The organism is Streptomyces sp. ACA25 (genome assembly GCF_028200735.1).
Classification (GTDB): Bacteria; Actinomycetota; Actinomycetes; order Streptomycetales; family Streptomycetaceae; genus Streptomyces.
On the sequence record NZ_JAQKPV010000001.1, the window covers coordinates 152,510 to 177,850 of the forward strand.

Consider the following 25,341-nt stretch of genomic DNA (forward strand, 5'->3'; position numbering starts at 1 on the left):
TCATCCCACCGCTCCGCCCTTCCCGGCCCGGAATCTCACCGATAATTTTCGGTGAGATTCCATCGGATCTTGATGTCCGCACGGCTTGTAGCGACCGATCTCCGGCCGCCGGGCCCTGAGCAGCACCGCTGAACAGGGATCTTGTTACAGAGAGGGATCACTGGTCGACAGGAGGTTCCCGGTAACTTTGCGGAAACCGTTGACAGCCGGACACCCCCGCCGCAACATGACATGACACCGACAGGCGCCCAGCGCCGTCGGTCCGGGTCACCCACATGACTCGTTTTCTCCGGTCGAGGGCGCACGACGACCGGCCAGCCCCACCGTGTTGCGAGGACGCCGACGCATGTCGGTGTCCTCACGGGCCCCCACAGGCCGGCCGGGTGGAACCACTTTGCCTGGCCTCCCACCTGCCTTCACAAGGAGGAAGCATGCACGAGGACAAGACCCCCGCCCGCTCCCTGAGCCGCCGAGGCCTGATCGGGGGTGCCGGCGCCCTGGCACTGGGCGGCGCGTCCGCGCTGATGCTGCCCGGCACCGCCCACGCCCAGACCATCAACACGAATCAGACCGGCACCCACGACGGCTACTTCTACTCGTTCTGGACCGACGGCGGCGGGTCGGTGTCCATGACCCTGGGCGCCGGCGGGAACTACACCGTCAACTGGAGCAACACCGGAAATTTCGTGTGCGGCAAGGGCTGGCGCAACGGCAGCCGCCGGACGGTGAACTGGTCGGGCAACTACAGCCCGTCCGGCAACAGCTACATGTGTCTCTACGGATGGACGTCGAACCCGCTCGTGGAGTACTACATCGTCGACAACTACGGCACCTACCGGCCCACCGGTGACCACCGCGGCACCGTCTCCAGCAACGGCGTGACGTACGACATCTACCACACCATGCGGTACAACGAGCCCTCCGTCGAGGGCACGCGGACCTTCGCCCAGTACTGGAGCGTCAATCGGGGCAGGCGGCCCCAGGGGAGCATCGACACGGGTACACACTTCGATGCGTGGAACCGCGCCGGCATGAATCTGGGGACCTTCAACCACTACATGATCATGGCGACGGAGGGCTACCGGAGCAGCGGGTACTCCAACATCTGGATGAGCTGACAGTCCGGCAGCCCTGGAGCAGGCCCCCTCGGCCCGCCGGGCACGGAACAGGACCACTCCCACCCGACGGGAGACCCGGCACACCGCACCCGTGGCGCGGCGGTCATGGTCCGCCGCGCCACGGTGCTGCCGCGAGGCACGGTGCACCCCGGCCGGGGTGCGGGGCCACGTCCTCATCTGTCACGGAACACCGACCGGCTTGCGCAGACACTCCGCAGAATCTCCGATAATTTTCGGCACCCTTACCGTCATCCAGTTGTCTCACTCCAACATCACCGTCAGCGGCTGACGTTCCAGCCGACGGGCGGGGCCCGGCGCGCCGCCGGGCCCCGCCCCCGCAGTCGGTCAGCCGGGGATACCGGTCACGGTGGTCCCGGTCCTGGTGAGCGTGTACGTGACGGTCTCGCCGCTCCAGAAGTGGAAGGTGAGCGTCACCGGGTCGTTGTCCCTGATGTTCTGGAAGAAGGCGGACGGCAGGGTGATCTCGCCGGCGGCGTAGTCCGGTGCGAAGGCGGCGCCGAACTCCTTGTAGGACGTCCAGTCGTGCGGGCCGGCGTTGGTGCCGTCCGCGTACACCGCCTCCATGGTGGCCAGTTGATCACCGCGGAAAGCGGTCGGGATCACCAGGGAGTCCGTCGTACCGGTGGCCCCCTCCAGGACGGGGGTCTCATGGGTCAGGACATGGATGTCCCACGGGACCCCCCGGGAGAACCGGGCGGACAGGACGGCGTTGACGCCGTACTCCTGCGAGGCGGTGAGACGGGCCAGGGTGGCGGCCGTGAGGGTGAGCCGGTCACCGCGGACGGTGTAGTCCCGGCCCCGGACGAGGCGCTCGGAACCGTTGACGAGCGAGGTCAGGCGGTTGCCGTTGAGGTTCAGGGTGAGCGTCGCGTCCGACGGGGTCCCGGACCTGCGGACGAAGATCTGATCGGAGGACGCGGTGCTGGAGGGCACCGTCCAGCTCGACTTGATCTGCCGGTACAGGCTCGGGTCGTTCCACCGGAGCGCGGTGCGGTTGAAGTGCTGGCCGTTGTCCCACAGCATCGTGGTGAGCTGCTTCTCACGCGCGTAGTTGCCGAGGTACTCGAAGAACTTCAGCTTCTCGCCCTGCTGGATGGTGTCGGTGTTCCGGTCGAATCCGAGCAGCCCGTACTCGCCGATGATCACGGGGATGCCTTCGGCGACGAAGGTGTCGTGGACGCGGTCGAAGGTGTCGACAAGGTCCTGCTGGGTGGCCGCGTCGAAGCGGGTGTGCCCGGCGACGTTCACACTGAACGGCCAGTAGCCGTAGAAGTGGACCGTCGCCACGAGGTGCGGGTCGTCCAGCACGGAGAAGGTGTCGAGCAGTTCGTCCATCCGGGCCTGCTCGGGCGACGCGTGCAGCGTGGACAGGACCAGCAGGCGGGTGGCGTTGTCACCGCCGGACCCGCGCACCAGGGTGTGGAACGTGCTGTTCAGCTCGTGCAGCAGTTCTGCGTCCTGCGCCTCGCCGGAGCTGCCCTCGAAGAACGGCTCGTTGATGCTCTCGAAGAGAAGCTCGGGAGGCGCGTCGCGGAAGGTCTCGGCGATCTGGGTCCAGGTCGCGGTGTAGCGGGCCAGCACGGTGTCGTACTGGGTCGGCAGGTGGTGGACCCACTGCCACGAGTCGTGGTGCACGTTGATCAGTACGTGGAAGCCCTCGTCCAGCGCCCAGCCCACGACCTCTTCGACGCGCTCCAGGTACGCCGGGTCGATCGTGTACGAGGGGGCGGGGCCCTGATGCCGGCTCCACGTCACCGGGATGCGGATGCTCTCGAAGCCCTGCGCCCGGATGCTCCTCAGCTGTTCCCGGGTGACCCTCGGATTGCCCCACGACGTCTCGTCCTCACCCGTCGCGTCGAGGGTGTTGCCCAGATTCCAGCCGGGCTGCATGGCGGCGACCACCTCCTCCGCGGCGGTCGTCCCCACCGGGTCCCCGGCGGCCGGCCCCGGGACCGCGGCCCCGGCCGCGGGCGGCAGGACAGCCAGACCGAGGAACACCGCCAACGCGGTCAGGGCAGTCGAGAACGCTCTGAAACGGCTCTTCACAGTCGTCCCTTCCCATCGCATCAGTTTCGAGGAGGAGCGGTGCGGTGGTTCCGGGCAGCTCGCCGGCCCGGCTCTCACCCGCCGGACCGCAGGTCGCCGCACCCCGGCGGAACGACTCGGACGGGCGCGCGGACGTCATGACCGGCGTCCGGCTGCTCGTGCCGCCGCAGCACTCCACTGGACTCGGATGGGAGCGCTCCCATCCACCGCCACGGATGCTAGCTGTCGAACGCCGTTCGCATAAGAAGCCGCGCACGGCACTCGGGACCGCGGGGGCCAGGACCGGCCGGACACGGGCCCAGGCGGTCACTGGGCGGGCGGCCCCCGGGCGATCAGGAGCCACGGCCGATCCGGAACACCGGGACCGGCCGTCCGGCTCAGGGCTGCCGGGGAGCTGCCGACTCGGCCCCTTCGCCGCCTGCCGCGAAGGCGGCGCGGAGGATGCCCCGCGTCTCCTCCGTCAGCGGCCAGTCCCCGACCTGGTCCGCGTCGATCCACTCCGCTGCGTCGTGCTCGGTCAGCTCGACGTCGCTCCGGTCCGCCGTGGTCACGAAGTTGACCTGCCGGGTCCTCCGGCCGGACTTGGACCGGTAGTCGAAGGTACCGATCATCCGGGGATCGGACTGGGTGCGCAGGCCCGTCTCCTCCCTGAGCTCCCGGGCGAGAGCCTGCTCGATGGTCTCCCCGGAATCCATCCTGCCGCTGGGAAGCTCCCAGATGCCGCCCAGGAAGTCGTCGGCTCTGCGACGGAGGACGAGCGCCTTACCGTGACGCATGACGACGGCCGCGGCCACGTAGCGGCCGATTTCTGCGGCGTACCACTCAGAGCTGTTGCTCATCGGGGATCGGGGGCTCCGTCTCGTTCGAGGTGGGGCCGCACCCTCCGGAGCGCGGCCGGTCAGGGGGCGCTGATTGAGTCCTCCGCTGCACGATGCCACACCGGGCGCCTCGGGACCGGCGGTGGCTCAGGGGCTGCGGTGGCCGCGCAGGAGGGTGTCGGCGGTGAGGGCCAGGACGAGCACGAGACCGGTGACGATCCAGCGGGTCGCGGTGTCCAGGTTGAGGAGCGTGAGGCCGCTGGAGAGGGACGTGATGACGAGGACTCCGAGCAGCGCGGACCAGGCACTGCCCCGGCCGCCGTACAGGCTCGTCCCGCCGATCACCGCGGCGGCGATGGCGGTGAGGTACGTTTCCGCGCCCCCCGTTCCCTGGTTCGCGGCGGCCAGCCGCCCGGCCGCGAGGACCCCGCCGAGCGCGGCGAACGTCGAGCAGGCGACGAAGCAGGACACCGTGACGCGCCGGACGGACACCCCCATCAGAAGCGCGGACCGCCGGTCGCCGCCCACCGCTCGCACGGACCGCCCCCAGCGGGTCCGGCGCAGCAGCACGTCCACCGCGACGACGAGCGACACGAAGAGAACCACCGAGTAGCCGATGCCGCGGGCCGTCCCGAGGTAGGCGACGGTGGCGCTGAGCAACGCGGCGAGCGCGGCGGTGCGCAGGATCAGCCGGGTCGTGCTCACCCGGGGCAGCTCGGCGCGCACCCGCCGGGACCGCTCGACCAGTTGGACGGCGGTCACCGCGGCGATCACCCCGGCCACCAGGAGCCAGGCCGCCAGTGGGGACAGGAAGCCCTGCTGGACGAAACGCACAAGCCCGGACTCGAAGGGCAGGTTGACCGATCCCCGCGGTCCGAGCACGTGCAGTTGCACGCCGGCGAAGACGAGCAGCCCGGCGAGGGTGAGCACGAAGCTCGGCAGTCCGAGCCGGGTGGCGAGGAATCCGTAGCCGAGGCCGACACACACGCCCACCGCGAGGGCGAGCAGGATGCCGGCCGCGACGGGCCAGTCCCGCAGGACGGTGGTGACCGCCACGACGGCCGCCGCGAGCCCGCTGACGGAGCCGACCGAGAGGTCGATCTGCCCGACGAGCAGCACCAGGACGACTCCGAGCGCGATCACCCCGGTGGGAGCGCTCTGCAGCGTCAGGTTGACGAGGTTCTCGGCGGAGAGGAACGCCGGGTTCAGGATGCCGAAGACGGCCCAGATGAGGAGGAGGGCGCCGAACACCGGGAGCATGCCGAGCTCCCGGTCGGGGAGACGGCTCAGCAGGCGTCCCCAGGGCCCGTCGCTCTCGTGGGCGGCGGGGTGCGGGCGCAACGGGGGAGAGGCGGATGCGGGGATCATCGGTGCTTCCTGCCACTGGGCCGGCTCGCGCCGGTCATGGCGGCGAGGAGGTCCTCGTACCCGACGCCGGCGGCGTCGAGCTCACCGGCCACCCGTCCCAGGCGCAGCACGACGAACCGGTCAGCGACGGCCTGCAGGTCGGCTGCCTGGTGGCTGATCAGGACGACGGCGTGCCCGCGCTCGCGCAGCCGCTCGACGAGGTTGAGGACCTCGGCGGTCTGCCGGACGCCGAGCGCGGCGGTCGGCTCGTCGAGGACGACGATGCGGGGCGCGCCGAGCAGGGCCCGGGCCACCGCGATCAGCTGCCGCTGCCCGCCGGACAGCTCCCGCACCGGCAGGCGGACGGACGGGACGTTGGTGGCCAGCTGTCCGAGCAGCTCCCAGGCCTCGCGTTCCATCGCGACCTCGTCGAGAAACCCGCCGCGGGTGCGTTCGTGCCCGAGGAAGAGGTTCTCGACGACGTCGAGGTTGTCGCAGAGGGCAAGGTCCTGGAAGACCGCGGCGATGCCGTGGCTGCGGGCTCCTGCGGGGGAGCCGAGAGTCGCGGGGCTGCCGTTGACCAGGAGCTGCCCGGCGTCGGGCCGGTGGACACCCGCGATCACTCCGGCGAGGGTCGATTTGCCTGCGCCGTTGTCCCCGACGACGGCGAGGACCTCGTGCGGGTGCACGTCGAGGTCGACAGCGGTCAGGGCCCGTACGCCGCCGAAGTTCTTCGACACCCCACGCAGCGAGAGCACGGGGCCGGAGTCCGGGGTGGCGGGGGTGGCCGGGGGGCTCACGGCGTCTCCTCGAGCAGGCCGGCCCGGACGCACGCCGTGGCATAGGAACGGGTGCAGATGTCGTCGACCGTGTGCACCCCGCCGTCGACGATGATGCGCCGCACCTCCGTGGCCCCGACCGCCCGGGGGGCGAGGAGCAGGCTCGGCACACCGTCGATGACGGCGGCGGTGCGGGGTGTCTCGCCGCGCAGGACGCGCACGGCGAGCTCGGCGGCGGTGCGGGCCTGCTGGATGGTGGCCTTGTGGACGGTCATGTACTGATCGCCGGAGACGATGCGCTGCACCGCGGCGAGTTCGCCGTCCTGCCCGGTGACGGGGGGCACGGGGTCGATCCCGGCGGCCTTCATGGCGGCGATCGCGCCGCCCGCGATGCCGTCGTTGGCTGCGTAGACGCCGTCGACGCGGCCGGCGTGCTGGGTGAGCTGGCTCTCGACCCAGTCGGTGGCCTTGTCCGGACTCCAGTCGGGGGTGTCGTACTCGGCGAGCACCTCGATGTCCTCTCCTTCGAGCGCACGGTGGACCCCGGCGGCGAGCTCGGCGGAGTTGGAGTCGGTCGGGGAGCCGTGGACGAGGAGGATGCCGGGAGGGCGTCCGTCCGGGCGGGGGCCCTGCTCCCGCAGCGCGGCCGCCAGGGCCGTGCCCTGCAGGTAGCCGATGAGCTCGCTGTCGAACGAGACGTAGTAGTCGACGTCGGCGTCCGCGATGAACCGATCGTAGGCGATGACGGGGACGCCGTGACGTTCCGCCTCCCGGACGATGCTCTCGGCGGCCACCGCGTCCACGGCCCCGAGCACCAGGACGTCCGCGCCGCGGGCGAGCATCGACTCGGCCTGCTGCGCCTGCGTTGCCGCGTCCTGGGCGGCGTTGGCGTAGAACACCTGGCAGGTGGGGCAGCGGCGTTCGACGACGCCGAGGAACGTGGGCCGGTCCGTGGTCTCGTACCTTGCTGTCTTCACCTCGGGCAGCAGCAGGGCGATGGCGCCCTCGGAGGGCCCCGGCGCGGGGGTGTTCGCGGTGCCGGGAGTGCCGGGGGCGCACGCCGTTCCGGCCAGCAGAAGCGCCGCGGTGCCGAGCACGGCCAGGCGGTGCCGGGCCCGGCTCCGGGCGTGCGTGCGGGGACGCCGCGGGTGGCGGGGCACGGACGGGCCGTGGGTACCGGTCATACGCTCACTCCCAGGGCGCCACTGAGGCGGGCCGTGTCGAGAGCGACCGCGAGCGCGCCGCGGACCTCGGCCGCGGCACCGAGCGCGGCGGCGACGACCTCGACGGGGCCGGCGGTACTGGGCATGGTGCGCTGCCCGACGACGGTACGCATCGGTCCGAGGAGGACTTCGCCCGCCTCCGCGAGCCGGCCGCCCACCACGATGATCTCCGGGTCCACCAGGTTGCACAGGTTCGCGGCGGCGACACCGAGGTGCTGCCCGGTGTCGGACAGCACGCGTCGGCAGCCGGGATCGCCCTCCTCGGCGCGGGTGATGACGTCCCGCAGCGTGAGATGTCCGTGACTGGCCGCGAGCATGCCGAGGAGAGCCGGGGCCCCGACGAAGGTCTCCAGGCACCCGCGGTTGCCGCACCGGCAGATCGGGCCGTTCTCGTCGATCGTCACATGCCCTATCTCGCCGGCGCCCCCCGCGCGGCCGTGCAGGAGCCGGCCGCCGAGGATCAGTCCGCCGCCCACCCCGTGGGAGACCCGCAGGTAGGCGACGGCATCGCGACCGGTGGCGGCGCCGAAGCGGGTCTCGGCCAGGGCACCGAGGTTGGCGTCGTTGTCGACGGTCACCGGGACGTTCAGCTCCTCGCCGAGCATCTCCGGTACCGCGATCCCGTCCCAGCCGCGCAGCATGCCCACCGTGATGATGCGGCCGGTGCGGCGGTCGACCGGGGCGGGGATGCAGACCCCCACGGCGAGCAGCTCGTCGGTGCGGGCGTCGAGCGACTCGACCATTTCCGTGATCAGCAGCGCGGCACGGCGCAGCCCGGCGTCGGCGCGGTGATCGGGAGCGAGGGGCATGCGCTGGTCGGCGAGCACCTGCATCGAGGCGTCGGCGAGGGCGACCCGCAAGGACCTCGTGCCGAAGTGCACCCCCGCCACCAGGCCGAGGTTGCGGGCGAGGGTGACCTGGAGGGCCCGGCGTCCGCTGCGGGTGGACGGGGAGGTGTGCAGCACGCCGGCGCCGGCGAGCTCCTTGACGATGTTGGAGACGGTCGCCGGGGACAGGCCGGTGACGCCGGCCAGCTCGATCTGCGTGAGCGAGCCACGCCGCTGGACGGCGCTCACGATCCGGGCTCGGTTGGCCTCACGTAGTGAAGTCTGCGAACCCGGTGTCACCCGGTCAGCGCGCACAGCGGTCAGGATACCGCCTGCCGTGGCCCGCGCCAGGGACACAGTCCGAACTCAGGGCTGCGGGGAGGGGGCGCCGGAGCGGACTTGCATACACAGCCCGATGCTAAGAAACGGTTGAACGTCTCTTTGGATTTACTTCTTGACTCCAGGGGGCTCCGGGCTTTTGATGGGCGCCGGACGACGAGGGCTCACCCCGGCGTCCCGGTCGGCAGCGCGGGACCCCCACGCGCGCCGATCCCCGGTACGGCAACGAAGGCGTAGGGATTCGAATGCGTGTCAATCGCAGAACCAGCGCGATGGTGGCGGGCGCAGCCATCGCCGGCCTGACACTCGCGGCGTGCGGCGGCGGCTCGGACGACGCCGGTGGCACCGGCTCCGGCGACGGCGGCGGTTCAGCCTCCGAGGTCGAGGTCTTCACCTGGTGGGCAGCCGGCTCCGAGAAAGCGGGCCTGGACGCCATGGTGGGTGTCTTCGGCGAGCAGCACCCCGACATCACGTTCGTCAACGGAGCCGTCGCCGGCGGTGCGGGCTCCGCCGCCAAGGACCTCCTGCAGTCCCGCCTCCAGGCCAGCGACCCGCCGGACACCTTCCAGGCGCACGCCGGCCTGGAGCTGCTGGACTACATCAACGCCGCGCAGCTCGAGGACGTCTCACCGCTGTACGACGAGTTCGATCTACGGGACGCCTTCCCGGCCGACCTCGTCGACCTGCTGACCCACGAGGGCAACATCTACTCGGTTCCCTCGAACATCCACCGGGCGAACGTCGTGTGGGCCAACCCGGACGTGCTCGAGGACAACGGCCTCGACCCGGAAAAGAACTACACCTCGCTCGACGAGTGGTTCGCCGACATGGACACCCTGCAGGAAGCGGGCGTCACCCCACTGTCGGTCGCCACCGCCTGGACCCAGGTGCACCTGCTGGAGACGGTCCTCCTCGCCGGCCTCGGCGCCGACGACTACACCGGGCTGTGGGACGGCTCGACCGACTGGGAAGGACCCGAGGTCACCGCGGCTCTCGAGGACTTCGAGCAGGCCATGAGCTACACCAACAGCGACCGCGACGGACTGGACTGGCCCGAGGCCACCCAGCTCGTCATCGACGGCCAGGCCGCCTTCAACGTGATGGGCGACTGGGCGGTCGCGGCCTTCGAGGAGCAGGACAAGGTCCTGGGCACCGACTTCACGGCCTTCCCGGTCCCCGGCACGGACGGCGTCTTCGACTTCCTCGCCGACTCCTTCACCCTGCCGGTGGGCGCCCCGAACGAGGACGGCGCCAAGGCGTGGCTGGAGACGGTCGGCTCGCTGGAGGGCCAGACCGCGTTCAACAAGGCGAAGGGCTCCATCCCGGCCCGCACCGACGCCGACCCGAACGAGTTCTCCGAGTACCAGCAGACGGCCATCGAGTCGTTCGGCCAGGACACCATCGTCTCCTCCCTGGCGCACGGCGCCGCGGCCCCGGTCGCGGTCCTCAACGCGGTCTCGGACGCCACCAGCAAGTTCACCTCCGGCGCATCCGACGTCGACACCTTCCAGTCCGAGCTCGCCGCCGCGACGGCCGGCTGACCCTTCCCGGGACACCGCCGTCCGCCCCGCACGCGGTGCGCGGCCGGCGCCGGGTCCGGACCGCGCCGCGGTGCCACGCCGGCCCACCCGGGCCGGCCGCGCACCGCGGCGCTCCAGGGAGACATCGATGATCACATCCGTCAAGAGGGCCGGAGCACCCCTGCTTCTGCTCGCCCCATCTCTGTTCCTGGTGGGCCTGTTCGTCTACGGGCTCATCGCCGTGAACCTCCGGACGTCGATGACCGACGTCCACACCGCCGGACAGGCCACCGGCCAGCAGCCATCCGAACACGTCGGCTTCGACAACTACTTCGAGCTGCTCAGCAGCGAGGCCTTCCAGCACTCGCTGAAGAACCTGTTCCTGTACACCGTGGTCTTCCTGGTCGGCACCATGGTCATGGGCTTCGTGTGGGCCTGGATGCTGGAACGGCCCGTCAAGGGCGAAGGCATCTTCCGCTCGATCTACCTGTTCCCGATGGCCGTGTCCTTCGTCGCCTCGGGTGTGGTGTGGCGCTGGCTGCTCAACTCCAACCAGGGCGAGAGCGCCACCGGCCTGAACCGACTGTTCCAGATGACCGGCCTCGACTTCCTCCAGAACAACTGGTGGAACAACGTCGACTACGGCATCACCGCCATCGCGATCCCGGCGATCTGGCAGCTGTCGGGCTACGTCATGGCCCTGTTCCTCGCGGGCTTCCGCGGCATCCCCGAAGAGCTGCGCGAGGCCGCCCGCATGGACGGCACCACCACCTGGCAGCTCTACCGCCATGTGCTCTTCCCGCAGGTGTCCCCGATCGCGCTGTCCGCGCTCATCATCATCGGCCACATGTCGCTGAAATCCTTCGACCTCATCATGTCGATCTCGAAGCCGGCGAACTACCAGACCAAGGTCCCCGCGGTCGACATGTACGTGTACAAGTCGAGCTTCGACTACGCGAACGCCGCCGCGGTCGGAATGGTCCTGCTGGTTCTCGTGGCCCTGGTGGTCGTGCCCTATCTCATCCGCACGAATCGCAAGGAGACACGATGACCGCGCTCAGCGCCCAGCCGGTCCCTCCACAGGAGGTCGCGGGGAAACCGGTCCGCCCGGAACCCGCCCGGCGCCCGAGCGGCTTCACCCTCGCCCGCACCCTGCGCTACGCGGGCCTGCTCTTCTTCGTGCTGCTCGTCCTGGTCCCCGTTTACGTGCTGTTCGTGACGAGCTTCAAGGGCGCGGGCGACGCGTCCCCCGCGCGAGCCTGGTCCCTCCCGACCACCTGGACGCTGGACAACTGGGAAGAAGCGTGGGACGCCCTCGCCCCGGCGATCTGGCGGACCCTCCAGATGGTCGTCCCGTCGGCGATCCTCGCCGCCCTGCTGGGCTCCATCAACGGCTTCGTGCTCTCCCGGTGGTCCTTCCGCGGCGCCAACACCGTGTTCGCCCTGATCCTGTTCGGGATGTTCATCCCGTACCAGGCAGTGATCATCCCGCTGAACCAGCTCGTCCTCGACCTGCAACTGCCCAGCGGTGTCCCGACGCTGATCCTGCTGCACGTGGTGTTCGGCATCCCGATCACGACTCTGATCTTCCGCAACTACTACCAGACCATCCCGCACGAACTCGTCGAGGCCGCGCGCATCGACGGCGCCGGGATGCTGCGCACCTACGCGTCGGTCATCCTGCCGCTGTCCGTACCGAGCTTCGTGGTCGTCCTGATCTGGCAGTTCACCTCGGCATGGAACGACTTCCTCTTCGCGGTGTTCTTCTCCTCCACCCAGAACGGCCCCGTGACGCTCGCGCTCAACAACCTCGCCAACGGCGCCCTGCTCCAGAACTACGGGGTCTCGATGGCGGGCGCGCTCTTCGCCTCCCTGCCGACCCTCCTGGTGTACATCATCCTCGGCAAGTACTTCATCGGCGGCCTCATGTCCGGCTCCGTCAAGAGCTAGGGTCTGTTGTGAAAGTGCTGGTCAAAGCCACTCGTTGATGGCTGCGACCAGCACTGTCGCCTCGTAGCGCACGGCTAATTTGTCGTATCTCGTGGCCACCGCACGGTGGTGTTTCAGCCGGTTGATCCCGCACTCCACCGCGTGGCGGTCCTTGTAGTCCTCCTTGTCGAAGACCGGCGGCCGGCCGCCTCGGGAGCCGAGCTTCTTGCGGTTGCGGACCTGGTCGGCCTTCTCCGGGATGGTGCATCCGATCCTGCGTCTGCGCAGGTAGGAGCGGTTCGCGCGAGGGCCGTAGGCTTTGTCTGCACGAACCCTGGACGGTTTGGTGCGCGGTCGTCCAGGACCGGTGCGGGGGACGCGGATGCGTTCGAGGACAGGCTGGAACTGCGGGCTGTCGTGCCGGTGCCCGGCAGTGATCAGCAGCGACAGCGGCTTCTGCCCCTGCTCGGTCGCGAGGTGGATCTTCGTGGTCAGGCCACCTCGGGACCGTCCGAGGCCATGGTCGCCCGGTTCGGTCTCGATTCCGCCGGGCGGCTCGCGCTGCAGATCCCCCTCTTACGCGCGCCGGCGGCGTGCTGATGGCCACGGCAGACAGTCGAATCCACGCTCACATCCCAGGTGATCAGACCCTGCGCGTCGGCCTGGACCTGCAGTTGCTCCAGGATCCGCTTCCAGGTGCCGTCGCGCTGCCATCGGCGGAACAGGTCGTAGACCCGGTCCCACGGACCGTATCGCTCGGGTACGTCCGCCACGGGGCACCCGCTCGGGTCCGCCACCGTATCCCGTCGATCAGCTGCCGACGCGTCCACGTCCGCGGCCTGCCCGTCTTCTTCCCCGTCGGCAGCAACGGCTCCAGCTGAGCCCACTGCCGATCCGTCAGATCCCCTCGCGCCACACCATGATCATCGCCAATCAAGATCCACTTTCGCAACAGACCCTAGTCGCCCCCACCGCCACCGCCACCGTCCCCGCCTCCTCCGCCGGATCCTTCGCCCCCGTAGCCTGGGCTGTCGACGCGGCTCTCGCCGCCCCCGTACTTCCGGCGGCGGCGCCGGTACGGCCGCATACCGGCGGTCTTACGGCTGTCCAGCCACCACAGCAGGGCGAACAGGGCGAACAGGGCGATTAGGAGGAGCCATACGAGGCCCTGGTCCACGTCCAAGCGGGTATCCCTTCGCGATCGGTCTCCAGTGGTGGGGACGCCCGAAGGGAGCGGGGCGGTTGCGGCGCCGTGCCGCCGCCCGTGGAAGCTCATCGCTGGCCCAGGACACCGGACTTACTCGTCTGGCCACCGCAGCCCTCGCAGCAGCCCTGGCCTCACCCTGCCCTCCCTCCGCCGGCTCCACACCTGAGCCTCCGGGCCTGACTCCTCCGCCTTGCCGGACTTCTCCCGCTGAGCGGCGTGGATCCTCAGTGAGCGGCCCATGCTCCCGCCCAAGTTCGGCGACGATCTCCACAAGCCCTATGATCCGCCGCTACATCATCTGGCGGAACAAGCATGCCTCCAACGAGCGCCTACGCAAGATCGTCGCCAGGGCGAACGTTGCCTGATGCGGCACTAGTGCCGGGACAGCGAGGAAGCGCCCCGGCCGGGGCGGGAGCGGCCGGGTGCCTCCGGTGCCCGGAGACGGTGGTGGCAAGATGTCCCTTATGGACATCCGCAGCAGGAACAACGTGACGGTGGCCGGCCGCCCGGGCGGCCGGCCACTGGTGCTGGCGCACGGGTTCGGCTGTGACCAGAACATGTGGCGCCTGGTGGCTCCCGCCCTTGCCGAGGACTTCCAGGTGGTGATGTTCGACTACGTGGGGTCGGGCCGCTCCGACCTCTCCGCCTGGAGCGAGGAACGCTACGCAGCACTGGACGGTTACGCCCGGGACGTCGTCGAGATCGTCGAAGAGCTCGATCTGCGCGACGTGACCTTCGTCGGGCACTCGGTCAGCGCCATGACCGGGGTGCTCGCGGCGGCTGCCGCCCCCGAGCGGTTCGCCGCCCTGGCCATGATCTGTCCCTCACCGCGCTACCTCGACGACGAGGACTACCGGGGCGGATTCAGCGCCGAGGACATCGAAGAGCTCCTGGAATCGCTGGAGGCCAACCATGTGAGCTGGTCGTCCGCCATGGCACCGGTGATCATGGGCAACCCGGAGCGGCCGGAGCTCGGCCGGGAACTGACCGCGAGCTTCTGCGCCACCGCGCCGGAGGTCGCCCGCACCTTCGCCCGCGCGACCTTCCTCGCCGACAACCGCGAGGATCTGCGAACGGTGAAGGTACCGACCCTGGTGCTGGAGTGCACCGAGGACATGATCGCGCCGCGGGAGGTGGGGGCCTTCGTCCAGGCCACGATCCCGGACAGCCGGCTGGTCACACTGGAAGCGACCGGGCACTGCCCCCAGTTGAGCGCCCCCGAGGCGACCTCAGCCGCGATCGCCTCCTTCGCCCGAGAGATACGGTGATGTGCCGGGCGGGGCAGGACCCCGAACGGTCGGACGCGGACGCGGACGAGGCCGCCACGGACGCGGCGTTCACCGCACTGCTGGAGGACAGCCCGGAGGACCTCTACGAGTCCGCCCCCTGCGGTTACCTCTCCACCCTCATGGACGGCTCCATAGCCAAGCTCAACACCACGCTGCTGAACTGGCTCGGTCTCTCCCGTGCGGATGTGGTGGGCCGCCTGACGTTCGCCGACCTGCTCACCGTCGGCGGCAAGATCTACTACGAGACGCACTTCGCCCCCATGCTCCGCATGGAGGGCCAGGCCGGCGGCGTGGCCCTGGACCTGAGGACGGCCGACGGCGGCCGGCTTCCGGTTCTGCTCACCTCCGTGGTGAAGACCAGTGATGACGGGGAGCCGCTGCTGATCCGCACCACCGTCTTCGACGCCCGCGAGCGCCGCGCCTATGAGACCGAGCTGCTGCGCAGCCGCCAGGCCGCCGACGAGGAGCGGAAGCGGGCGGAAGCCGGCCAGGAACGGCTGAAGGAGGCCCTCGCGGTCCTGCAGCAGAGCCTGCTGCCCGCCGCGCTGCCCGCCGTTCCGGGCATGGAGGCCGCCTCCCACTACCACACCGCCTCCCCGGACCGGCTCGGCGGCGACTTCTACGACCTGTTTCCGCTGGACGGGAAGCGATGGGCGTTCTTCCTCGGTGATGTCTGCGGCAAGGGTCCGCAGGCCGCCGCCCTCACCTCGCTGACGCGCTACACCCTGCGCGCCGCCGCCCTGCACGATCCCGACCCGGTCACCGCGCTGACCACTCTCAACACCGTGCTCCACGAGGAGTACGCCGAGGGTGACCCCCGCTACTGCACGGCCGTCTTCGGGATCCTCTCCCCCGGCCCGGACGGCGTCACCGTCGATCTCGCCTCCGGCGGCCATCCCCCCGCCCTGGTGCTGCGCTCCGACGGCTGTGCCGCGTACCTGTCCACCCCCGGCGGGCTGCTCGTCGGCATCCTGCCCGATCCGCAGTTCACCGCCGCCCGGACGACTCTCGGCCCGGGCGACACGCTGCTGCTCTACACCGACGGCCTCACCGAAGCCCGCGTGGGCAAGGACCGGGCGCTGTTCGGTGACGAGGCCCTGCGCACCTTCGCCGCCGGTCTCTGTCCGGTCGGCCCGCACGAACTGATCACCGCGCTCACGGACCTGCTCGCCGGTTTCGCCGGCGGTCTGGACGACGACACCGCTCTGCTCGCTCTCGGTGTCCCCGCGCACCCCACCGGCCCGCCGAGCAAAGAAATGACATGAACGAGTTGACGATCGCCACCCGAGACGCCGCCACCGGTCCCGTCCTGGAGATCACCGGTGACCTCGACCACCGCAACGCCGCCCACCTGCGCCGGAGCGTGGAGAGTCTGGCCCTGGGGCAGGGCCAGCTGCTGGTCCTGGACCTGGCCCGGCTGACCTTCTGCGACTCCAGCGGCATCACGGCCTTCCTCTTCGCCCGCAACCGCGCGAAGGCCGCCCGGGCGGACATCGCCCTGGCTGCCGTACCACCGAACACCGCACGGGTGTTCGGCATCATCGGCCTGGATCAGATCTTCGTACGCTATCCGGACGCCGATGCGGCGACCGCCGCCCGGGCCGCCCACCCCTGAAGCCCCGGACCACGGCCGGGGGTCCTGGGCCCGGATCCGGGGTATACCGAGTGCGACACTCGCACGGTGCTGCACACAGGGGGATCCGTCATGGCGCTGTTCGGCAACGCCCACACCATCGACCCGGCGGCGGCGCAGCAGGACTACGCGCGGCTGCTCGGCCACGGCGAACAGGTCCACGCCGCCTACCTGCTGATACGCGACACCATGCTCTTCACCGACCGCCGGCTCATCCTCATCGACAAACAGGGGATCACGGGGAAGAAGGTGGAGTACCACTCCATTCCCTACAAGAGCATCACGCACTTCGCGGTGGAAACCGCCGGGACCTTCGATCTCGACGCCGAGCTGAAGATCTGGATCTCCAGCAACCCCACTCCGGTGCAGAAGACCTTCACCAAGGGCGTCGACATCTACGAGGTGCAGGCCATCATGACGCAGTTCGTGACCAGCTGACGCCCGGCCCGGAACGTGGGCCGTGCGGGGGGGGGGCAGGGCCGGCGAATCGGGCGCTTTCCCCGTGACAACGCGGCGTGTCGACGTGGAGACGCGCCCTGAGCGTCGCGCTGCCGTGCCGAGGCAGCGGCGGGCGGGGGGTGGAGACTGGGCGTATGGCGGCGAAGCGCAGCGCGGGTCTGCTGGTGTTCCGGGTCGCCCCGGGCAGCGGCCCGGAGGTGCTGCTCGGGCACATGGGCGGCCCGTTCTGGGCGCGGCGGGACGCGGGCGCGTGGTCGGTGCCCAAAGGGGAGTACACCCCGGAGGAAGAGGCCCGGGATGCCGCCCGCCGCGAGTTCCGGGAGGAGCTCGGGCTGCCTCCCCCGGAGGGGGTGTACCTGCCGTTGGGCGAGGCACGGCAGCCGGGCGGCAAGATCGTGACGGTGTGGGCGGTGCAGGGGCAGGTCGATCCCGGTGCGGTCGATCCGGGGACCTTCACCCTGGAGTGGCCCCGTGGCTCGGGCGTGTTGCGCACCTTCCCGGAAATCGACCGGGTGGCGTGGTTCTCCCCCGAGGACGCCCGGGTCAGGCTCGTGAGCGGCCAGCGGGTCTTCCTGGACCGGCTCATCGGCCGTCTCGCCCCCTGACACAGCCCAGGACCCGGGCCCCACGCATCCCCGGCGCCGCCCGGGGCGTCAGCCCGCCGGTCGCTTCTGCTTGCCGTAGGTGCGCTTCCAGCGGCGCAGGTGCCGGAGGTCGCCCTGCCCGGCGCCCCGGAGTCCGGCGAGGGCGGTGAGGGGTGTGCCGTGATGCCAGTGGCCCAGCAGGTCGCGGTGGATGGCGACCACGTCTCCGGCCCGGGCGGTCTCCTGAGCCGGACGGCTGAACCGGGCGGTGGTCACCAGCACCGCCACCTCCGCCCCGGCGTAGATCCGCGCCCCCATCAGGTCGCGTACCGCTCCGCTGGAGACGGCGCTGTGCGGGGCGTAGCGCTTGCACTGCACGACCATGCGCCGCCCGTCGGGCAGGCGCCCGGTGATGTCGACGCCGTTGTCCCGGGAGCCGCCGACCCGCTGGATCTCGCGGCAGCCGTCCCGGCGGCACAGGTCGGCCACCAGGTCCTCGAACCGGGTGCCGCTCATCGCGTCAATGTCGGCGGAGGTGAGGCTGCGCAGCGCGGCCTGCCGGGCGTCCTGCCGCCGCCAGGCACGGTCGCCCAGCCGGTGCAGCCGGTCGGTTTTCCACAGCCACCGGACGAGCGCGCCGAGCCCGACGGCCACCGCCACCACCAGCAGGTACGGCCAGACCTCCGACCAGAACAGCAGCAGGCAGGCGAGCAGCACCGCTCCCGCCACCGCCCGGTTCCGCGCTGTCCTGACGCGCTGCCTGCGTGACCGGCGTCCGCGTGTGCGCGCCATCCCCGCTCCCCCCACCCCGTCCGTCCCCACCGGGAGTCTGGCTTCCGCATCGGCGCCGGAAACCCGAACAGGCTTTCCCAGCATGCCCGTTGCTCACCCCGGACTCCACCCGCGTCCCGACCGCCACCCGGGTCCCGACCCGGCCCGCCGGACCGTGACCGTCGGCCCGGCACCACTGTCGGACGGCTCCGCTAGCGTTCACGCATCATCACAGCGAAGCCGGGATGTCCCGGCTGAGCTGTGCTGATGTCCGAACAGCAGAGGGCGGGGACCCATGGGTTGGCTTGCAGCGGGCGACAGACACGAAGTCGCCCTGGTGGACGGCAGAGTAGTGGCGAGGGCCACCTCGGGACGGGCGGCGGGGCGGCAGTTGAAGTCGCTGCCGAAGGCCGTCCGGGAGCACCCCGAGGTGGACCGGCTGCACCGGCTCGCCGAGTGGTTGCAGCGGCACGCGGCGGCGTGCACGGCGCAGGTGGACACCTGGATGGTGTCCTCGCTGCCGGTCCCGACCGGGCTCCTGGCCCGGGTGTGGCCGGACGAGGCGTGGCAGCTGACGCTCCGCGACCTGGTCGTGGCCGGCGACAACGCCGAGCAGACCGGTTTCCTGCGGGACGCCACCGCGGACGGCGAGCTGCGGGTGGTCAACCTGGACGGCGAGACGGTCCGGCTGGCCCCGGAGACCGTGACCCTGCCGCACCCGGTGCTGCTGCCCGAGCTGGACGAGCTGCGGGAGTTCGCGGCGGACCTGGGGGTGACGCAGGCGGTGGAGCAGATCCACCGTGCCACCTGGCACAAGCCGGACGGTCTCGCCGAGAAGGCCATCGAGGTCGACGCGTTCGCGGGCGGCACCTACGCCTCGCGGTTCCTGCTGGCGACGCGGGCCACCGCGCTCGGCTACCGGGTGTCCGGCGGGTACGCCACCTGCCGGATACGGCAGGCGGGGCACAGCATCGAGGCAGCGGTGTGGATCGGGGAGCCGTACGGGGACGAGAGCATCCAGACCGGGAGCCTGACCTGGAACGGCAGCGGAGGCCGCGCCCTGCCGCTGCGGGAGGTCGGACCGGTGGCCTGGTCCGAGGGAATGCGCATGGCCGCCGCACTGTACGCCGGCCGCACGGTCGAGGAGAGCAAGGGCTCATGAGTGACATACAGCAAGCGGAGCGGACGGACGCCGGCGAGCTGCTGACGGCCGGAGCGGTACTGCCGCCGGGCACCGAGGGGGCCGGCGAGCGCGCCGTGCCGCTGACCGCCCGCACCTACCGGCACCCCGGGGTGGCGGACCGGCTCGTGGTGCGGCTGGCCGCGGAGGAGCTGGGCGCGGCGGAGGACCTGGCCGCGGGTTTCCTCGGCCTGGAGCCGTCGGCGGAACCGGCCGTGGTCGGTCTGGGGCTGCGGCAATCCCTGGGCTTCCCGGAGTGGGTGCTGGTGCACCATCCCGAGGACGGTCATCACGCCCTCGACATGGTGCCGGAGCTGGAGCGGGTGGCGCGGCTGGCCCGGTCCAAGCCCGGGGCGGCATGGGACGCCTACCTGGAGCTGGGCGTCCGGCTGGCCGGAGCGGTGCCGCATTTCCTGCCGACGTTCTACGAGCAGGCCGCACGCGTCTTCCTCGCTCTGGACAACCTCGCGTACGCGTCGCGGATGTTCACCCGGGCCCGGCTGGCCGAGACCGAACACGGCCTGCGGGTGGACGAGGACCGGCTGGAAGCGGTCTTCCTGGAGTTCGCGCTGGCCGGCGCGCTGCCGGTGAAGGCGCTGGCGGGATACGCGCAGGAGCTGGCCCTCCGGGTGCCGGCACCGGAGGCTCTCCGCCGGTTCCGGGCCCTCTGCCTGCGGCGGACGGCCGGCGGGCTGCCGCCGTCCTCCACCATGGCGACCGCGCTGCGCAAGCTGCTCCGGGCAGCCGGCGAGGACGCCGCGGTCGGGGAGGAGGAGTACCTGGCCGAGCTGCTGGCGCTGCCCGCCACCCGGCGGGCGCCGGCGGGCTGGTGGAAGGCCCACCGTGGCGCACTGGTGCGGCTGGCCCGGCGCGAACCCCCGGTACGCGGACAGCTGCTGGACCTGATGCCGACGTCCCGGGACAAGGAACTCCCCGGCCTCTGGGTGGAGATCCTGGAGAAGTCCGGTGCGGTCGCGGGCCTGTGCGACACCACGGTGCCCGCGCGGGAGTGTTCCGCTGACGGGGCCGCGGGCTGGCTGGAGCGGTTCCTGACCTTCCGGGGCACCTGGGGGTCGCGCCGCCCGTGCGCCGCGCTGCCGGGGCTGGTGGAACGGATGGCCGACCGGCTGCGGGGCGAGCTCACCACGTCCGGCGGGGCCCTGCCCGTCCCGTACGACGACGTGCACCTGCTGGATCTGCTGCTGGCGCTGAACCTGCCGGTCGCCGACCCGGGGAACAACAGTCTCGCGCTCGAGGAGTGGGCCCGGGACGACGACCGGCGCGACCTGGTCGCCCTGGAGGCCGACCCCCGGTTCCGGGCCGCCTTCCGGTCCGGGGCCGACCGGATCGGCCGGGGACAGGGAGGGCAGCGGGCCCTCCGGGCACTGGCCGCGTCCCCCGGTGGCCGCCCGATGCTGGTCGAGTGGCTGCACGAGGTCGCCCGCTCCTCGACCGTCGCCGGTCTCCCGGGGTTGCCGCGCGCGCTGGACCGGCTGGCATGGCTGCCGGGCGACATTCTGGAGCTCGCCGCCGAGGAGGTGCGCGCAGCGGCCTCGGCCGATGTGGCGCAGGTCCTCGTCCGGACGCTGCGGGCCGGGCTCTTCGACGAGCTGGGCTGGCCGGCGTGGGAGGAGGCAGCCGCCTCCCTCGTGCCGGAGAACGACATCACAGACCTGCACGTGGCGGACGCCTGGCCGCATCTGATCGTCGCGGGCAGCCGGCAGGCCCGGGTGATCGGTGCCGAGGGCACGGCACTCACCCACGACCTGCGGACCGAGTACTTCGAGCGCTGGATGGATCCCGCGTTCCACTACGTGGATGGTGAGCTGCTCGTCCACTGGACGCAGCCGCACAGCGACACCGTGCTGCGCGGTTACTGGCACACCTCCGCGGACCGGCAGCTGTCGGTGGAGAGCCGCAGCGGACGGACGCGGGGGACCGAGGTGCACTGGCTCGGGGACATGGGCCCGGTGACGCTGCCGTTGCCCGGTGGCGGGCGGGCCACCGGCGCAGGTGTCCTGCACCGCGGGGACAACGCCGTGCCGGCAGAACGGAACCTGATCAGCGACGGCACCTCGTACTGGGCATGGCGCGAGAACCGGGAAGGCAACACCCACGGCTGGTACGCGTACGACCCCGCCACCGGCACGTACGGCCCCCCAAGCCTGCCCGGCTTCCTGTCCGAGGCGACGCTCCGGGCGCCGTCGGGCAGCACCTTCCGGAGCGGCTGGCTGCTGCCCGCCCCCGAGCCGGAGGCAAGACCGGCCGGACGCCCGGTGGGCGGTCTGCTCGGCTGGCGTGTGGTGCGGCTGCCCGACGGTTCGCACCGTGGGGAGGACCTGGCCGGGCACACCGTCACGGCGCCCCCTCGGGCCGGGATGCCGCTCCACGCGCTGGTGTTCCCCGGGGACGCGCGCCCCCGGGCCCTCGTCCGGAACGGCTTCCGGGTCCGTCTGGTCGACGGGGATGGCGTGGTCACCGCGGAGGCGAGTACGGATGGCGCGCCGGGAGCATTCGCGCGGGGCACCCGGGTGCTCCCGCCGGTGCGGTACTGGCATCTCCTGCGCCCCCGCGACCCGCAGGGGTCCGAGGCGCTGCGCCGGATCGACCGGGACACCGCGGCGGCGCTGATCGACGCGGTCGCCGGGCCGGGCAGCGCCGAGGGCAGCGGGAAGAAACCGGATACGGAAGAGCTGTCCGCACGGGTCCGCTCGGTGCTTCCGGCAGTGCGCGACGACGCCCTCGCGGCCGGCATCGCCGGCGTGGCACGGTTCGCCGCCGAGCAGCAGGCCGCGCTGGACGCGGTGACGGAGCGTCTCGACGGTGCCCGCACCGGTGGTGCCCAGGGCTCCCCGAACGACCCCACGGACCAGCAGCTGGCCGACGCGCTCGACGGGCTCGTCCCCGCCGGATGGGTGCCGTACGACAGCGGCCCCGACCTGATCCACCAAGTGCGGGCACTCGGTGCGGCAGCGGCCGGCTCCGGACCCGGCCCGGCGGGCCGGTTGCACACGTCCGGTCCGGCGCTGCCGGTGACCCGTCTGAACTGCGCCCGGGTGGTCGGCGCCGCCCCGGCCCTCATGTTCCGGGTCGCGGCGGCGGCCACCGAGGAACCCCACCGGGACCACCTGTGCGCCGTGCTGCGTGAGCTGAACACCCTGGGCCTGACCGGGCGGGGGTCCGACCGCTGGCGCACCTTCCGGCTGCACCTGGAGAGCAGCCTGCTCAGCGGAACACCGCACGACAGCCCCTGCACCTGGAGAGGGGTGCTGCCGCTGGCCGACGGCGCGTTCCTCGCCTGCGTGGACCACGAGGAGCCGGACAGCACGGGGACCGAGTTCACCGCACTCTTCCACGACCCGGCCGGACGGTTCGAGGTCCCCGCCCCCTACACCGTGCGGTCCTCGTCGCCGATCGGTGACGCCGGGGCGGCTGACGGGCTCGGCGCGTACCTGACCGAGTACGCGGAGCGCGGCCCGGCGCCGTGGTTCCCGGCAGCGGCGGAGGAGTTCGCCCGGCTCACCGGGGTGCCCGAAGCCGTCGCCGCTCTGGTGATGGCCGGCCTTCCGCAGGGGAACTCCTACGAGCGGAACTTCCTGTCCGCCGAAGTCCGGGCCATGCTCGGGGTCAAGGTGGCCGCCGCCGCTCTGGCCAGGGACGACCTGCGCGACCTCGACGCCCGGACCCGGCAGGCCGTCGTAGCGGCCCTGCTGCCCGCCGAACCGGCGCTGCTGTGGACGGAAGGCCCCCGGGCCGCCGCGGCGGCGGAGGTGTGGAACCGTGAGGTCGGCCGCCGCGCTGCCGTCCCCGAGGCACTGCTCGCCGAGGCGGCCCGCGCGGTGCGGACGTCCTGGCCGGCCGGCCGTTCGCTGCCGGCGCTGCTCGACCCCGCCGCCGAACCGCGGCTGAGCCGGGACCTGGAGTGGCACGTCGACGGGGACCGGGTCGCCCCCGTCGAGCGGGACGCCGTCGGCTTCACCGCCGACACTCTCATCGGCGCGGTCACGATGTGCGCCTGGCTCGCGCACCGGCTCCCGGCCGGCGATCCGTGCCGGGCCGGGCTCCCCGCCGCGCTGACCGCACTGCGTGAGCGGCTGGCCCATCCCGGGCTGATGCTCGACCTCAACCAGTACGTCACCCTTTCCGACTTCCGCAAAGTGGCGGGCGCCCCCACCGAAACGGGGGAGGGCTGGGTGCGTTACGGCGCCGTCGTCCTGCCGACCCACGACGATCAGCCCTCGCCGGGCATCCGCACGGCGCTGCTGGACGACACCGGCCAGGACCCGTACCTGCCTGCCCTGCGTCCCGGAGGGCAGCAGCCCTTCCCCGCCGAGACGGCACTCCGTACCGCCCGCGACCCGCGCTTCGCGGCTCTCCTCGGCGACCCGGGCGAGCCGGCGGCCGGCACACGGAACAAGGAGGGCACCTGGTGGCCGCAGGACCCCGCACGGTCCGTGCCCGACCTGGTCACGGAGGTGGCCAAGGAGTACGGCCTGAGCGAGGAAACCGCGGCGCTCTACCTGATGCTGCTGGCGATGCCCGATCCCACCGACCGGAACACCGCCCGATGGACGGGTGCGAAACCGGCCCGGCTGAAAGCGATGCGGGCGGAGCTGGCCGCCTCCGACCTGGTGGTCCAGGCCCGCCGGGCCCGGGCCGGGCGCTCCCTGTTCCTGCCCGGCGCCTGGGTGGACCTCGGAGCGCCGCGCCTCCCGCTGGAGGAGTGGAAGCTGTCGCTGCTCACCCCGCCCGGCGCCGAGCAACCGCTGGACGTGCTCGTGCCCCTGGAGCCCCCCGCCGACCTGTACCGCAGGGCCTGGACGCAGGTCCGGGAGGGCGACTCGCCCCGCTACCAGGCACTCACGCTCCGGCGCGGCAAGCGGCGCTGAGCCGGAGCGGCACCCTCCGGCAGCCGGGGTCCCCGGCTGCCGGAGCCCGGCACCCGTCCTGCCACACACCCACCCACACCCACACCCCAAGACGCCGCACCCCAAGACGCCCGCACCCCGGCCTGACCACGGCCCGGCTCTACCGAGGAACTCCCGATGAACCTTGCGGAACAGGCGCACGCCCTTCCGGCGCCGCCCCGGCAGGCACTGCTCGCCGAGGAGCACCACGCCACCGAACTCGCCTTCCTGGCCGCCCAGGACAGCGGGCCGCGCCCACCCGGCTGGGCCTTGACGCCGCGCGCCGTCGTCACCTTCATCTGCGGCAGCGACGCCCCGCTGCGGCTGCCCGAACCGGCCGCAGGGCTCCCCGGCCGCCTGCGGATCGCCCCCAAGTTCATCGGCGAACGGGCGCTGGTGGAACGCTGCGCGGTCACCCTGGCCGGAGAACGCGGCCTGCTGCTGGTCGGTGAGCCCGGCACCGCCAAGTCCATGCTGTCCGAACTGCTGGCCGCCGCGATCTGCGGCACCAGCGCCCTCACCGTGCAGGGCACCGCCGGCACCACCGAGGACGCTTTCCGCTACGGCTGGAACTACGCGCTGCTCCTCGCCCGGGGCCCCAGCCCGCAGGCACTGGTCGACTCCCCGGTGCTCACCGCCCTGCGCACCGGCCGGGTGGCCCGGGTGGAGGAGATCACCCGCTGCCTGCCGGAGGTGCAGGACGCCCTGGTGTCCATCCTGTCCGACCGGCGGCTCAGCGTCCCCGAACTCGCGGGCACCCCCGACGCGCAGATCGCCGCCGTTCCCGGCTTCAGTGTCATCGCGACCGCCAACCTGCGCGACCGCGGCGTCTCGGAGATGTCCGCCGCGCTCAAGCGGCGCTTCAACTTCGAAACCGTCCACCCCATCGCCGACGCAGAGGCGGAGACCGCCCTGGTGAGCAGCCGGGCCACGGCGGCCGTGCAGCGCGCCGGGGCCACGTTCGGAGTCGACGACGCGGTACTCGACACCCTCGTCACCATCTTCCGGGACCTCCGCACCGGCCGTTCGGCCGAGGGCTGGGACGTGGAGCGCCCCGGCACCGTCATGTCCACCGCCGAGGCCGTGCAGGTCGCCGCCTCCCTCGGAGTGGCCGCCGCCTACCTGCCCGGCGGGGACATCCTGGACCTGGTGCCCGGCCACGTGCTCGGCGTCGTCCGCAAGGACGACCCGGCCGACCACGGGCGGCTGCTCGGCTACTGGGACGGCCCCGTGCGCCGCCGCGCCGAGGACGGCTCGGCCCTGTGGCGCCGCCTCTGGGACCTGCGGGAGAACCTGCGGTGAACGCCGACCGGGCGGCTGCGTCCGCCACCGCACCACATGCCG

General features: G+C 71.8%; 21 protein-coding genes and 1 pseudogene. 12 read left to right on the forward strand and 10 right to left on the reverse strand.

Features of this window, described 5'->3' with window-relative positions:
- Positions 1-431: 431 nt before the first annotated feature.
- Positions 432-1,118, forward strand: a complete 687-nt coding sequence (locus PJ985_RS00730) for a glycoside hydrolase family 11 protein (RefSeq protein ID WP_271681497.1) — start codon at positions 432-434, stop codon at positions 1,116-1,118.
- 345 nt (positions 1,119-1,463) lie between these two features.
- Here PJ985_RS00730 and PJ985_RS00735 read toward each other — a convergent pair whose 3' ends face one another.
- The 6 genes from PJ985_RS00735 to PJ985_RS00760 all read right to left on the reverse strand — a co-directional run bounded on the left by PJ985_RS00735 (position 1,464) and on the right by PJ985_RS00760 (position 8,428).
- Entirely contained in the window at positions 1,464-3,185 is a 1,722-nt protein-coding gene (locus PJ985_RS00735) for a cellulase family glycosylhydrolase (RefSeq protein WP_271681498.1), read from the reverse strand.
- A 377-nt stretch (positions 3,186-3,562) separates the two neighbouring features.
- Positions 3,563-4,024: an NUDIX hydrolase gene (locus PJ985_RS00740; protein ID WP_271681499.1), complete on the reverse strand. Its 462-nt coding sequence runs from the start codon at positions 4,022-4,024 to the stop codon at positions 3,563-3,565.
- Positions 4,025-4,150: 126 nt separating this feature from the next.
- Positions 4,151-5,371 (reverse strand): sugar ABC transporter permease, encoded by a 1,221-nt coding sequence (locus PJ985_RS00745; protein ID WP_271681500.1) that lies wholly within the window; start codon positions 5,369-5,371, stop codon positions 4,151-4,153.
- Positions 5,368-6,150, reverse strand: a complete 783-nt coding sequence (locus tag PJ985_RS00750; protein WP_271681501.1) for an ATP-binding cassette domain-containing protein — start codon at positions 6,148-6,150, stop codon at positions 5,368-5,370. Before PJ985_RS00750 ends, PJ985_RS00745 begins: the two co-directional genes overlap by 4 nt.
- A complete protein-coding gene (locus PJ985_RS00755; protein ID WP_271681502.1) occupies positions 6,147-7,313 on the reverse strand; it encodes a substrate-binding domain-containing protein in 1,167 nt (388 codons plus the stop codon). The genes PJ985_RS00750 and PJ985_RS00755 overlap by 4 nt, the downstream gene beginning before the upstream one ends.
- Entirely contained in the window at positions 7,310-8,428 is a 1,119-nt protein-coding gene (locus tag PJ985_RS00760; RefSeq protein ID WP_271681503.1) for an ROK family transcriptional regulator, read from the reverse strand. The genes PJ985_RS00755 and PJ985_RS00760 overlap by 4 nt, the downstream gene beginning before the upstream one ends.
- A gap of 335 nt (positions 8,429-8,763) precedes the next feature.
- Between PJ985_RS00760 and PJ985_RS00765 the strand changes: the two genes are divergently transcribed.
- From PJ985_RS00765 to PJ985_RS00775, 3 genes are all read left to right on the forward strand, one after another.
- Positions 8,764-10,059, forward strand: a complete 1,296-nt coding sequence (locus PJ985_RS00765) for an ABC transporter substrate-binding protein (RefSeq protein ID WP_271681504.1) — start codon at positions 8,764-8,766, stop codon at positions 10,057-10,059.
- A 127-nt stretch (positions 10,060-10,186) separates the two neighbouring features.
- Entirely contained in the window at positions 10,187-11,089 is a 903-nt protein-coding gene (locus tag PJ985_RS00770; RefSeq protein WP_271681505.1) for a carbohydrate ABC transporter permease, read from the forward strand.
- Positions 11,086-11,988 (forward strand): carbohydrate ABC transporter permease, encoded by a 903-nt coding sequence (locus PJ985_RS00775; protein ID WP_271681506.1) that lies wholly within the window; start codon positions 11,086-11,088, stop codon positions 11,986-11,988. The genes PJ985_RS00770 and PJ985_RS00775 overlap by 4 nt, the downstream gene beginning before the upstream one ends.
- Before the next feature lie 21 nt (positions 11,989-12,009).
- On the opposite strand, the gene PJ985_RS23415 is transcribed toward PJ985_RS00775, so the two are convergent.
- From PJ985_RS23415 to PJ985_RS00785, 3 genes and pseudogenes are all read right to left on the reverse strand, one after another.
- Positions 12,010-12,534, reverse strand: coding sequence for an IS5 family transposase (locus PJ985_RS23415; protein WP_443033385.1), 525 nt, complete (start codon positions 12,532-12,534; stop codon positions 12,010-12,012).
- Positions 12,459-12,883, reverse strand: a pseudogene (locus tag PJ985_RS23420) (IS5 family transposase). Before PJ985_RS23420 ends, PJ985_RS23415 begins: the two are co-directional and overlap by 76 nt.
- A gap of 42 nt (positions 12,884-12,925) precedes the next feature.
- Positions 12,926-13,150, reverse strand: coding sequence for a hypothetical protein (locus PJ985_RS00785; protein ID WP_271681507.1), 225 nt, complete (start codon positions 13,148-13,150; stop codon positions 12,926-12,928).
- Between the two features lie 488 nt (positions 13,151-13,638).
- On the opposite strand from PJ985_RS00785, the gene PJ985_RS00790 reads away from it, so the two are divergent.
- The 5 genes from PJ985_RS00790 to PJ985_RS00810 all read left to right on the forward strand — a co-directional run bounded on the left by PJ985_RS00790 (position 13,639) and on the right by PJ985_RS00810 (position 17,160).
- Entirely contained in the window at positions 13,639-14,442 is an 804-nt protein-coding gene (locus PJ985_RS00790) for an alpha/beta fold hydrolase (RefSeq protein WP_271682045.1), read from the forward strand.
- Positions 14,439-15,728 carry a SpoIIE family protein phosphatase gene (locus PJ985_RS00795; protein WP_443033342.1) on the forward strand — a complete coding sequence of 430 codons (1,290 nt, stop codon included), beginning with the start codon at positions 14,439-14,441 and terminating at the stop codon, positions 15,726-15,728. Before PJ985_RS00790 ends, PJ985_RS00795 begins: the two co-directional genes overlap by 4 nt.
- Complete coding sequence (locus PJ985_RS00800; protein WP_271681509.1) at positions 15,725-16,078, forward strand: STAS domain-containing protein; 354 nt, start codon at positions 15,725-15,727, stop codon at positions 16,076-16,078. Before PJ985_RS00795 ends, PJ985_RS00800 begins: the two co-directional genes overlap by 4 nt.
- A 90-nt stretch (positions 16,079-16,168) precedes the next feature.
- On the forward strand, positions 16,169-16,534 hold the full coding sequence (locus PJ985_RS00805; RefSeq protein WP_271682046.1) for a PH domain-containing protein: 366 nt from the start codon (positions 16,169-16,171) through the stop codon (positions 16,532-16,534).
- Between the two features lie 155 nt (positions 16,535-16,689).
- Positions 16,690-17,160 carry an NUDIX domain-containing protein gene (locus tag PJ985_RS00810; protein WP_271681510.1) on the forward strand — a complete coding sequence of 157 codons (471 nt, stop codon included), beginning with the start codon at positions 16,690-16,692 and terminating at the stop codon, positions 17,158-17,160.
- Positions 17,161-17,208: 48 nt separating this feature from the next.
- Here the strand turns inward: PJ985_RS00810 and PJ985_RS00815 are convergent, their stop codons facing one another.
- Positions 17,209-17,931: a restriction endonuclease gene (locus PJ985_RS00815; RefSeq protein ID WP_271681511.1), complete on the reverse strand. Its 723-nt coding sequence runs from the start codon at positions 17,929-17,931 to the stop codon at positions 17,209-17,211.
- Positions 17,932-18,205: 274 nt separating this feature from the next.
- Here PJ985_RS00815 and PJ985_RS00820 point away from each other — a divergent pair, with 274 nt between their 5' ends.
- The 3 genes from PJ985_RS00820 (at position 18,206) to PJ985_RS00830 (ending at position 25,299) form a co-directional block, all read left to right on the forward strand.
- Positions 18,206-19,072, forward strand: a complete 867-nt coding sequence (locus PJ985_RS00820; RefSeq protein WP_271681512.1) for a DUF4132 domain-containing protein — start codon at positions 18,206-18,208, stop codon at positions 19,070-19,072.
- Positions 19,069-23,979: a DNA-binding protein gene (locus PJ985_RS00825; RefSeq protein WP_271681513.1), complete on the forward strand. Its 4,911-nt coding sequence runs from the start codon at positions 19,069-19,071 to the stop codon at positions 23,977-23,979. The genes PJ985_RS00820 and PJ985_RS00825 overlap by 4 nt, the downstream gene beginning before the upstream one ends.
- A gap of 156 nt (positions 23,980-24,135) precedes the next feature.
- Positions 24,136-25,299, forward strand: a complete 1,164-nt coding sequence (locus PJ985_RS00830; protein ID WP_271681514.1) for an ATP-binding protein — start codon at positions 24,136-24,138, stop codon at positions 25,297-25,299.
- Positions 25,300-25,341: the final 42 nt, after the last annotated feature.

What these genes read in the sequence shown, in the direction of transcription:
- PJ985_RS00815 (WP_271681511.1), bottom strand. Translation starts at nt 17,931, where the DNA reads ATGGCGCGCACACGCGGACGCCGGTCACGCAGGCAGCGCGTCAGGACA.
- PJ985_RS00790 (WP_271682045.1), top strand. Translation starts at nt 13,639, where the DNA reads ATGGACATCCGCAGCAGGAACAACGTGACGGTGGCCGGCCGCCCGGGC.
- PJ985_RS00755 (WP_271681502.1), bottom strand. Translation starts at nt 7,313, where the DNA reads ATGACCGGTACCCACGGCCCGTCCGTGCCCCGCCACCCGCGGCGTCCC.
- PJ985_RS00775 (WP_271681506.1), top strand. Translation starts at nt 11,086, where the DNA reads ATGACCGCGCTCAGCGCCCAGCCGGTCCCTCCACAGGAGGTCGCGGGG.
- PJ985_RS00830 (WP_271681514.1), top strand. Translation starts at nt 24,136, where the DNA reads ATGAACCTTGCGGAACAGGCGCACGCCCTTCCGGCGCCGCCCCGGCAG.
- PJ985_RS00820 (WP_271681512.1), top strand. Translation starts at nt 18,206, where the DNA reads ATGGGTTGGCTTGCAGCGGGCGACAGACACGAAGTCGCCCTGGTGGAC.
- PJ985_RS00805 (WP_271682046.1), top strand. Translation starts at nt 16,169, where the DNA reads ATGGCGCTGTTCGGCAACGCCCACACCATCGACCCGGCGGCGGCGCAG.
- PJ985_RS00770 (WP_271681505.1), top strand. Translation starts at nt 10,187, where the DNA reads ATGATCACATCCGTCAAGAGGGCCGGAGCACCCCTGCTTCTGCTCGCC.
- PJ985_RS00740 (WP_271681499.1), bottom strand. Translation starts at nt 4,024, where the DNA reads ATGAGCAACAGCTCTGAGTGGTACGCCGCAGAAATCGGCCGCTACGTG.
- PJ985_RS00765 (WP_271681504.1), top strand. Translation starts at nt 8,764, where the DNA reads ATGCGTGTCAATCGCAGAACCAGCGCGATGGTGGCGGGCGCAGCCATC.
- PJ985_RS00800 (WP_271681509.1), top strand. Translation starts at nt 15,725, where the DNA reads ATGAACGAGTTGACGATCGCCACCCGAGACGCCGCCACCGGTCCCGTC.
- PJ985_RS00810 (WP_271681510.1), top strand. Translation starts at nt 16,690, where the DNA reads ATGGCGGCGAAGCGCAGCGCGGGTCTGCTGGTGTTCCGGGTCGCCCCG.
- PJ985_RS00745 (WP_271681500.1), bottom strand. Translation starts at nt 5,371, where the DNA reads ATGATCCCCGCATCCGCCTCTCCCCCGTTGCGCCCGCACCCCGCCGCC.
- PJ985_RS00730 (WP_271681497.1), top strand. Translation starts at nt 432, where the DNA reads ATGCACGAGGACAAGACCCCCGCCCGCTCCCTGAGCCGCCGAGGCCTG.
- PJ985_RS00825 (WP_271681513.1), top strand. Translation starts at nt 19,069, where the DNA reads ATGAGTGACATACAGCAAGCGGAGCGGACGGACGCCGGCGAGCTGCTG.